Genomic DNA, 9349 nt, shown 5'->3' on the forward strand with positions numbered 1-9349 from the left:
TCAACCGGATATTCCTGACGGAGGGAACACGGTGAGACATTCTCGTCGAACTACGCTGGCAGTCGTGTCGGCGCTGGTTGCCGGGGCCGGGGCTGTGGCCACCACCTCGGCACCGGCGTGGGCGGTCGGGCCGGAGAGCACGTTCCTGGTGCTGGCGCCGCAGGGGCAGTCGACCGCCAAGGCGGTGAGCCGGGTCGCCGCGGCCGGCGGCACGGTCGTGGCGCGCTACGACCAGATCGGCGTGCTCGTGGCCCGCACGACCAACCCGGCGTTCCAGTCCGCGGTGGCCGGGGCCGGCGTCGACGCGGTCGCCTCCACCGGCGGGCTCGCCACCGCGCTGGACGACGACGAGACGGTGGCCGTCGTCGACTCCGCGACCGTGCAGGCGACCGGCGACCCGACGGGCGAGCCGCTGTGGGGCCAGCAGTGGGACATGGCGCAGATCGACGTCCCGCAGGCGCACAAGGTCACCACCGGTAGCCCGGACGTCGTCGTCGGTGTGCTCGACAGCGGCATCTCGAGCACGCACCCGGACCTGGTCACGCAGATCGCCAAGGACAAGAGCGCGTCCTGCGTCGGCGGCGTCGTCGACACGACCGAGGCCGCCTGGAACCCGACCACGTCGGACCACGGCACGCACGTCGCCGGCACCATCGCCGCGGCCATCAACGGCGTCGGCGTGGCCGGTGTCGCGCCCGGCGTGAAGGTCGCCTCCGTGAAGGTCGTCAACGACGACGGGTTCATCTACCCGGAGGCCGCCGTGTGCGGGTTCATCTGGGCCGCCGAGCACGGCATGCGGGTCACCAACAACAGCTACTTCATCGACCCGTGGGAGTTCAACTGCCGCAACGACGAGCGGCAGCGGCCGGTCTGGACCGCCGTCCAGCGCGCGCTGCGGTACTCGCAGAGCAAGGGCGTGCTCAACGTCGCGTCGGCCGGTAACTCCAACGTCGACCTGCAGCACAAGTTCGTCGACAGCGGCAGCCCGAACGACGGCAGCTTCCCGGTCGAGGACCGCACCATCACCGGCGCCTGCGTCGACCTGCCCGCCGAGGCACCTGGCGTGCTCACCGTCTCCGCGGTCGGCCCGACCAAGCAGAAGAGCTACTACTCCTCCTACGGCCAGGGCGTCGTCGACGTGACCGCGCCCGGCGGCGACACGCGCTTCCGCACCGGCGGCAGCCCGTCGACGATCACCGACGGGGTGCTGTCGACGACCTTCAACACGGTGACGAAGACCAACGGCTGGGGCTACAAGCAGGGCACCTCGATGGCCGGCCCGCACGCCGCGGGCGTCGCGGCGCTCGCGCTGTCCGCCCACCCGAACCTCACGCCGGGCGCGCTCGCCTCGTTCCTGGAGCGCACCTCCGTCAGCCTGCCGTGCCCCAGTGGCGTCTACAACCCGGTCCCGAAGCTGGTCGGCTACGAGGCCACCTGCTCCGGCGGGAACCGTAACGGGTTCTACGGCGCCGGCGAGATCAACGCCTACAACGTCGTGCGGTAGCTCCACCCTGTCCCGTCCGGCAGCCGTCACCGTCCCGGTGGCGGCTGCCGCGTTTTTGCCCCCGCGTGGCACAGCGTCGTATCGGCGACAGAACGCGTGTCAACAGGCGGAGGGCCGTGTTGCGTCTGGACCCGCGAAGGAGGTTCCCAGCGTGACATTCGAGGAGTACATCGCGGCGCGCGGGCCCAGTCTGATCCGGTTCGCCCGGGTCCTGACGGGTGACCCGCACCGCGCCGAGGACCTCGTGCAGGAGGCCCTCGCGAAGGCGTACCCGCGGTGGAGCCGGATCCTGCGCACCGACCAGCCCGACGTGTACGTGCGGCGGGTCATCGCCAACGCGGCGCACTCGTGGTGGCGGCGGCGCAGCAACCGGGAGCCCGCGGTCGGCGAGCCGGTGGACGGGCCGGCCGCCGGGGATCACGGGACCGAGACGGTCGAGCGCGACGCGATGTGGCGGCAGATCCGCCGGCTGTCCGAGCGGCAGCGCACCGTGCTGGTCCTGCGCTACTACGAGGACCTCGACGACGCCACGATCGCCGACATCATGCGCTGCAGCCAGGCCACGGTGCGCACGCACGCGGCCCGCGCGCTGCAGGCGCTGCGCCTCCGGCTCGGCGTGACCGAGCCGGTACTGACGGGGAGGACCGGATGAACCACACCGAGCTCGCGGACTCGATCGCCGACGCGCTGCGCCCGCACGGCGAGGGTGACGTCGACGTGGCGGCGCTGCGCGCCGGCACCATGACCCGGGTCAGGGCCGCCCGGCGGCGCAGGCTCGCGTTCGCCGCCGCCGGCACCGCCGCGGCGCTCACCGTGGGCGGGATGACCGTGCCGGGGCTGCTGCCCGGTGGCGGCACGACACCGACGGTCGCCGCACCGCCGAACGTGTCGGCCAACAGGTCGAGCCCGAGGGCCGCGGCCCTGCCGGTGGCGAACGTGCCGGGTGCGGCGCAACGGCCGGACACGGTCGGGACCGACCGGGCGGTGCTGCACTTCGACGTCGACCTGGCCGTGTTCGGCGGCACCGGCGCCTGGTGGCGCTCCGGCGTCGGGGTGGAGCGGGCCGAGGTCTGGACCGGCTCCGGCACCCGGGAATCGACCACCGACCACACCGCGACGGTGGTGCTCAGCCAGGACCTGGACCAGGCGCAGCTCGGCGGGCTGGCCGCCGGCGGGGGCCCACCGAACAGCCCGGCGCCGGTCGCGGTCACCGTGGCCGGCCGGGCCGGGACGATCCAGCAGTTCCCGGACGGGTGGACCATGGGGAAGGTCACGTGGGTGCTGTGGTGGCAGCCGGTCGACGAGGTGTGGGCCGTGCTCACGATGGAGACCGCCGACGCCGCCTCGGTCGTCACCGCCGCCGCCACGGGCGTGCACCTCGACCGGTCCCTGCGGTGCGCGGTGCCGATCCGGGTCGGTGCCGTGCCGGCCGGCACCGAGTGGAACAGCTGCACGACGGCGATGGGGCCGGCGGGCACGGACGGCCGGTCGTGGCAGTCCGGGTCCGTGTCGTTCCGCGGGCCGCGCGGTGACTCGCTGATCCTCACCTACGGCAACGTCAGCGACTGGGACGCCGACGGCGACAAGTTCGTGCCCAACCGGACCGTCAACGGTCGGCCCGCGATGTGGTACCCGAGCGGGCCAGGACATCAGCTCGCGGTGCCGGGCACCGGCGGGCGCAGCCTGTTCGTCAGCACGCACGGCGAGAACGTCACCGAGCAGGACGCGCTCGCGCTCGCCGAGGGGGCGACGTTCAGCGACGACCTGGTCGACCTCGGCACCTGGCCGGAGCGTCCGGTCGGCTGAGAGCCGGTGGGGCGCCCCTGTGCGAGGGGGCGCCCCACCACCATCAGGTCAGGCCATCGGCTGCACGCGGGCGATCCGGATCGTGGTCGCGTTCGCGCCGGCCGCCGCGTAGGCGACGCTGCCGTCCGGGTACGCCTTGAACGCCTGGTACGCGTGGTCCTTCGCGTCGACGGTGAACGTGCCGCCGACGGTGCGGGCGGCGCCCGTGTCGTACACCTGCGCCGTCATCGACGAGCCGGACTCCCACGCCAGCAGCATCCGGCCGGAGCCGTAGGCCACCAGGTGCGGATGGCCGGTCTTCGCCGAGGTCGTGACGGTGGCGTCGGACGCGCCGGTGCTGAAGTGTTCGAGGCGGGCCTTGCCGCCCTGGCTCCACGCGGTCCAGTAGCCCTTCGACGCGGCGAGGACCAGGTCACCGCCGAAGAGCGTGCCGTCGCAGGTGCCGGCGGCGACGGTCCGGTACGGGTTGGGCTGCGCGATCCGGCACGCGTTGTCGGTGGCGCAGACCATCGCGAAGCGGGAGACCCGCGGGTCCCAGGCGATGCGGGTCGTCCAGCTGTGACTGCATCCGACCTCGAAGCTGCCGCGACCCGGGACGAGGGCCCCGGAGGGCCCGACGACCTGCATGCGGTCGCCCTCGTGGATGTCGACGCAGGCACCGTTCTTGACGGTGATGGCGACGCCGAAGTAGGCCGCGTAGTTCGTGCCGTCGTACGCGAGGCGGCCGTGGTGCTGGTACCACCAGATGAACCTGGCGCCGTCGTCGTAGCCGGTGCGGTCGCCGGTCAGGTTCGTCACCTGCCGCTCCCACACCTGCTTGCCGGAGTTGTCGAACCGGATCATGTGCATGGTGTTGCACGGGCTCGACGAGCCGCCGCAGAGGGTGCCGCCGCCGCAGTCGCCCTTGCGGGTGAGCAGCAGCACGCCGCCGTTCGCGTCGGCGGCGACGTCCTGCAGGTCGATGCCGGTGAAGCTGGTCGGGCTGCCGACGAGCTTGTCGTCGCAGCCGAGCCGGCCGAGGTACACGCGGCCGTCGGTGCCGAGCCACGCCAGCCACGACCCGCCGCCGGGCGCCGCCGCGATCGCCATCGGCAGCGGATCGGTGTCGCCCTCTCGGCCGTAGCCGGTGACGCGGACCCCGGTGGCGACGTCGGTGACCTTCACGACCGGCGCGGCGCCGACCGGGCGGGAGCAGGCGCCGGCGGTCTGCCCTGAGGCTGACACAGAGGCGGAGGCCGGGGCGGACTGGCCCGCGCTCGCCAGACCGGCCGCGTTCATGCCGTCGGCGGGCAGGCCGTCCTGCTGCGCCGCCTGGACCCCCGGTCCCCCGCCGCCGTCCCCGCCCGTCGTCACGTAGACGACCGCGGCGAGTGCGACGGCGGCCACCGTACCGGCGACGACACCGACAATCAGGCGGCGCCTTGCTCTGAGCTCCATGTCCGTCCACATTCGAGCCTGAAAACCTTTTCGGCAACCGATGTGACGGCGCATGAGGGACTCTTCACGAATACCAAAGGATCACGAAAGCGGAGGGTCCTCGCCGACGAGCCCGTCGATGGCCTCACGGAGCAGGTCGGCGTGGCCGACGTGGCGGGCGTACTCGTCGTGCAGGTCCATCACGAGCCGCCGGAGGTTCGGCCGCCTGCCGTCGTCGAACGTCCGGTACTTCGCGGGCTGGTCGAGCCCGCCGTCGGCGAGGGCCTCGGCCATGGCGGCCCGGGAGCGCTCGACCGCGCCGCGCCACAGGTCGTAGAGGTATTCGGCGGAGTCCCCGGCCGCGCTGCGCCACACCCAGTCGAGGTCCGTGGCCGCCTCGGGCGCGTCGAGCGGCGGGCCGGGCGCCTTGCCGGTGAAGTCGATCGTGTACAGCTCCTCGACCAGCGCCAGGTGCTTCAGCAGCCCGGCGAGGGTGAGTGTGGACGGCGGCTGGGCGCGCCGCAGCCCCGCCTCGTCGAGCCCGCCGGTCTTCCACGCGAACTGCGCACGGGACCGTTCGAGGGCGAACACCTGCATCTCCGCCTCGCCGGCGTCCGGCGGTGGCTCATTCAGCATCATGCCGATCACGGTAGGATCGGTTCCGGACGTTTCGCGTCCGGATTCGCGGAAGGGCGACCGTGGAAAGTCCCGCCTCCCGGGCGCTGCTCGCGCTGGAGCTCGTCCAGGCGAGCCCGGGCATCACCGCCGACCGGCTCGCGGCCAGGCTCGGCGTGTCTGAGCGGGCGGCGCGGCGGTCCATCGCCGTGCTCCGCGACGCGGGGATCCCGATCGAGTCGGTCCGCGGCCCGTACGGTGGCTACCGGGTGGGTCGTGGCCTGCGGCCGCCGCCGCTGACGTTCACCGCCGCGGAGGCCCTCGCGCTGGTCATGGCGGTCCTCGACGGTCACCACGACGCCGGCGACCCGGCGAGCCCGGTCGGTGCCGCGCTCGGCAAGCTGGTGCGGGCGCTGCCCGAGCAGGTCGCCGCGCAGGCCGACGCAGTGCGGCGGGCGACCGCGCCGGCCCCCGACCGCGCCGCCGCCCGGCCCGACCCGCAGGTCACGGCCACGCTCGTGCAGGCATGCGCCGACTTGCGGCGGTTGCGGCTGGTGTACCGCGGTGAGTCCGGCTCGCAGTGGGACGCCGAGGCCGACCCGTGGGCGGTCGTCGTCCGGCACGGACGGTGGTACCTGATCTGCTGGTCGCACGCGTCCGGCGCGCGCAGGGCGTACCGGGTCGACCGCATAATTTCCGTGGCGGTGCTGGCCGACGGGTTCGACCCGCCGGCGCCGTTCGACCCGGTCGCGGTGCTGGAGGAGCACCTCGCGGTCGGCTGGGAGTACACCGCCGAACTGGTCCTGCACCGCCCGCTCGGCGAGCTGTCGGGTCGCGTGCCGGCGGCGCTCGGGCGGCTCGAGCCCCTGGACGACGCGTCGTGCCGCCTGGTCGGCTCCACCGGCAACCCGTGGTGGTACGCCGAGCAGCTCGCCGCCCTGCCCTGCGACTTCCGGATCGTGGGCGGCCCTGAGCTGCGCCACACGGCCCGCGCCATCGGCCGCCGCCTGCTGGACGCCGCCGGGCCCACCCCGGTTTGACGGACGGCCGGGTTCGTCGGGCTGGACGGCCCGGCCGGCGCGAAACCGCCGACCGGGCCGGTGCTGTCAGCCGAGGAGCATCGCGCCGAATCGCGGCTCGACCGCGTCGAACTCGACGACGCGCACGGCGACCGCGCGCAGCCGGCGACGGGAGAGCTCCATCTGGGTCCTCCGAGGATGTCAGGCGAGCGTGCAGGCGGCGCCGTTGAGGGTGAACGCGCCCGGGCGGGCGGTGTTGCCGGTGTGGGTCGCCTGGAAGCCGATGGTCGTGGACGCGCCGGGGGCGAGCACGGCGTTGTAGCTGACGTTTCGGGCGGTCACCTGGCCGCTGGCCGGGCTGATCGTGGCGTTCCAGCTCGACGTGACCGTCTGCCCGGCGGGCAGCGTGAACGCCAGCGCCCAGCCGTTGACGGCGGTGGCGGCGGTGTTGGTGATCGTGATGCTCTCGGTCAGCCCGGTGTTCCAGGGGTTGACCACGTCGGTGACCCGGCAGGCGGTGCCGCCGGGCGGCGGGCTGGACACCGGCGGCACCGACGGGCTCGCCGATCCCGGTGCGCTCGGCGAGCCGCTGGGGCCACCGCCGGGCGTGGTGAGGCCGAAGAACGCGACGGCGGAGGCGGCCATGCCGGCGGACGGCAGGCTGTGCCCGGCGCCCTGGATGCTGTACGCCTCGACCTGGACCGTGCCGGACGCGTCGGCGTAGCGGCGGCGGTTCCATCCGGACTGCGGCGTATCCGTCGACGTGGGGGTCTGGCTCAGCCCGGACACGTCGGTCCACTGCTCGATCTCCTCCTGCAGCAGCCGGAACGGCACGAGGGTGTCGTTGGTGCCGTGCCACAGCTGCATGCGGGGGCGGGGTCCGGTGTACCCGGGGTACGCCTGGCGAACGGCGTCGCCCCACTGCTGCGGGGTACGGTCCAGGCCGCCGTTGCCGGTGCAGCGGCTGCTGCCGGGCGGGTAGTCCGCGGCGCCGGCGAAGCAGTTGAACGGCACACCCATGAACGCCGCGCCGGCCTTGAAGACGTCCGGGTAGAGGGCGAGCATGTGGTTGGTCATCATGCCGCCGGAGGAGCTGCCGGTGGCGTAGACCCGGTTCGGGTCGCCGCCGTACTGCCGCTCGACGTAGGTCAGCATCGAGATGATCGAGACCGGGTCGCTGCCGGCGCCGCGCCGCTTGGCGGTGTCGGACCAGGTGTCGAAGCAGTTGCCGAAGCCGGCCTGCTGGGTGGCGGTCGGGTAGATCACGATGTAGCCGTACCGGTCGGCGAGCGAGGCGAACTCGCTGCCCGAGTAGAAGCCGGGCCCGGATCCGCCGCAGCCGTGCATGGCCACGACGATCGCCGGGTTGGCGGGGCGGGTGTCGGGCACGTACACGTGCATCCGCATGCCGCCGGGGTTCGCGCCGAAGTTGGTGACCTCGGTGAGGGTCGCCGCGTAGGCGGGTCGCAGGGCGACCAGGCTCAGGCCGGCGGCGAGGACCGCCGCGGCGGGGGCGATCAGGAGCTTCCAGGTGATGTGCATGCGCGATCTCCTCCGATGCCGCGACCCGTGTCGCGGACATGTCGATCGATGAGGACAGCGCGGCTCCCAACCATGCGTGGCACTTAGTCTGCCCCGGGTCACTACAAGTGTCAATCGACGGGATTCGCTACAGTCGACCGGTCCCGCTCTCATGCCGGAGGTCGCGTGTCCAGCCCGTTCGACATCGAGGAGATCTTCCCGGACGAGGACGCCGCGGCGGTCCGGCTGCCCCGGCGGCAGTCCGGCCCCGCACCGCAGGGCCTGGCGGTGACCCTGCTCGCGGACTACACCATGCGCACCGGTGCCTCGCTGCCGTCGGCGGCCATCGTGGCGCTGCTCGCCGAGACCGGGGTCAGCGAGGCCGGCGCCCGCACCGCGATCAGCCGGCTCGCCCGCCGCGGCGTGCTGCACGGCAGCCGGCAGGGGCGGCACAGCTCGTACCGGCTCGCGCCGGCCGCCGTCACCCACCTGTCCGAGGGCGGGCGCTGGATCGTGCGGTCCGCGGCGGCGACCGAGCCCTGGGACGGGTGGTGGACGCTGATCGCGTTCTCCCTGCCGCAGCAGGAGCGCACGTCCCGCCAGGCGCTGCGAGGTCAGCTGCGATGGCTGGGGTACGCGCCGCTGTACGACGGGCTGTGGATCTCGCCGCACCCGCTGACGCCGGCCGCCACGGCGCAGGTCGCCGGGGTCGCGCCGGGCGCGGTCACCGTGTTCCGGGCGCGGCACGTCGAGCTCGGCGCCATGACCGGCCGCGAGCCGCTGCGGGCCTGGGACGTCGCGGCGATCGCGGCGCACTACGAGACCTTCCTGCGGCGGTGGCGGCCGCTGCTGCCGGACGTCACCGCCCGGCGGGTCGGCGGCGCCGACGCGGTGCGCGCCCGGACCGAGGTCATGGACACCTACCGGCGCTTCGCCGTGCTGGACCCGCGGCTGCCGGCGGCGCTCCTGCCGGACGGTTGGCCACGCGCGGCGGCCCTCGAGGTGTTCACCGCCGTGTACGACGGGCTGGCCGGCACCGCCGAGGAGCACGTGCGGGCGGTCGCCGGGCGGTTCGCCGACGGGCCGCCGCCGGCCGTGCGGTCGCACACCGTCGCCGACCTCCTCGCCGGCGTCGGTTCGGGTGACCGGCCGGCCACCACCTCGGTGGCCGGCCGGGTCGCGGAGGCTAGGGGCGCAGCGTGAGCAGGCCGGGCCGGTACGGCAGCAGGCCGTAGTCACCGCCGGAGCTCGGGGACCGGCCCTGGTAGAGCAGCTGGAGGTTGCACGGGTCGACGGTCTTGGTCTGGTCGGGGTTGCTGCGGACCAGGTCGCCGTGGCTGATGTCGTTGGTCCAGGTGGCGCCGCTGTTGGCTTTGCCGGCGAACGGGTTGCTCTCCGTCGCCGCGTTCGCCGTCCACGAGCCGCTCAGGCTGGAGGACGTGAACGACCGGAAGTAGCGGCCCTGGCT

9 protein-coding genes are annotated in these 9349 nt (G+C 73.7%); 5 read left to right on the plus strand and 4 right to left on the minus strand.

Features of this window, described 5'->3' with window-relative positions:
- Positions 1–64 precede the first annotated feature (64 nt).
- From AB0I21_RS20025 to AB0I21_RS20035, 3 genes are all read left to right on the plus strand, one after another.
- Entirely contained in the window at positions 65–1504 is a 1440-nt protein-coding gene (locus tag AB0I21_RS20025; RefSeq protein WP_360563024.1) for a S8 family serine peptidase, read from the plus strand.
- 151 nt (positions 1505–1655) lie between these two features.
- Entirely contained in the window at positions 1656–2156 is a 501-nt protein-coding gene (locus AB0I21_RS20030) for a SigE family RNA polymerase sigma factor (RefSeq protein ID WP_360563026.1), read from the plus strand.
- A complete protein-coding gene (locus AB0I21_RS20035) occupies positions 2153–3310 on the plus strand; it encodes a hypothetical protein (protein ID WP_360563028.1) in 1158 nt (385 codons plus the stop codon). Before AB0I21_RS20030 ends, AB0I21_RS20035 begins: the two co-directional genes overlap by 4 nt.
- Positions 3311–3358: 48 nt before the next feature.
- On the opposite strand, the gene AB0I21_RS20040 is transcribed toward AB0I21_RS20035, so the two are convergent.
- Both AB0I21_RS20040 and AB0I21_RS20045 read right to left on the minus strand, forming a co-directional pair.
- The gene (locus tag AB0I21_RS20040) at positions 3359–4747 is read right to left on the minus strand and encodes a hypothetical protein (protein ID WP_360563030.1); all 1389 of its coding nucleotides are present in this window, start codon (positions 4745–4747) and stop codon (positions 3359–3361) included.
- Between the two features lie 81 nt (positions 4748–4828).
- Positions 4829–5365, minus strand: coding sequence for a DUF664 domain-containing protein (locus tag AB0I21_RS20045; protein ID WP_360563032.1), 537 nt, complete (start codon positions 5363–5365; stop codon positions 4829–4831).
- 59 nt (positions 5366–5424) lie between these two features.
- Between AB0I21_RS20045 and AB0I21_RS20050 the strand changes: the two genes are divergently transcribed.
- Positions 5425–6381 carry a WYL domain-containing protein gene (locus AB0I21_RS20050; RefSeq protein WP_360563034.1) on the plus strand — a complete coding sequence of 319 codons (957 nt, stop codon included), beginning with the start codon at positions 5425–5427 and terminating at the stop codon, positions 6379–6381.
- A 180-nt stretch (positions 6382–6561) separates the two neighbouring features.
- Here the strand turns inward: AB0I21_RS20050 and AB0I21_RS20055 are convergent, their stop codons facing one another.
- Entirely contained in the window at positions 6562–7902 is a 1341-nt protein-coding gene (locus AB0I21_RS20055; RefSeq protein ID WP_360563036.1) for a PHB depolymerase family esterase, read from the minus strand.
- 165 nt (positions 7903–8067) lie between these two features.
- Between AB0I21_RS20055 and AB0I21_RS20060 the strand changes: the two genes are divergently transcribed.
- The gene (locus tag AB0I21_RS20060; RefSeq protein ID WP_360563038.1) at positions 8068–9084 is read left to right on the plus strand and encodes a PaaX family transcriptional regulator C-terminal domain-containing protein; all 1017 of its coding nucleotides are present in this window, start codon (positions 8068–8070) and stop codon (positions 9082–9084) included.
- On the opposite strand, the gene AB0I21_RS20065 is transcribed toward AB0I21_RS20060, so the two are convergent.
- On the minus strand, positions 9068–9349 hold a 282-nt coding region (locus tag AB0I21_RS20065), incomplete at its 5' end, for a non-reducing end alpha-L-arabinofuranosidase family hydrolase (RefSeq protein ID WP_360563040.1). The genes AB0I21_RS20060 and AB0I21_RS20065 overlap by 17 nt on opposite strands.

The sequence above is a fragment of the Dactylosporangium sp. NPDC050588 genome (assembly GCF_040654975.1).
GTDB lineage: Bacteria > Actinomycetota > Actinomycetes > Mycobacteriales > Micromonosporaceae > Dactylosporangium > Dactylosporangium maewongense.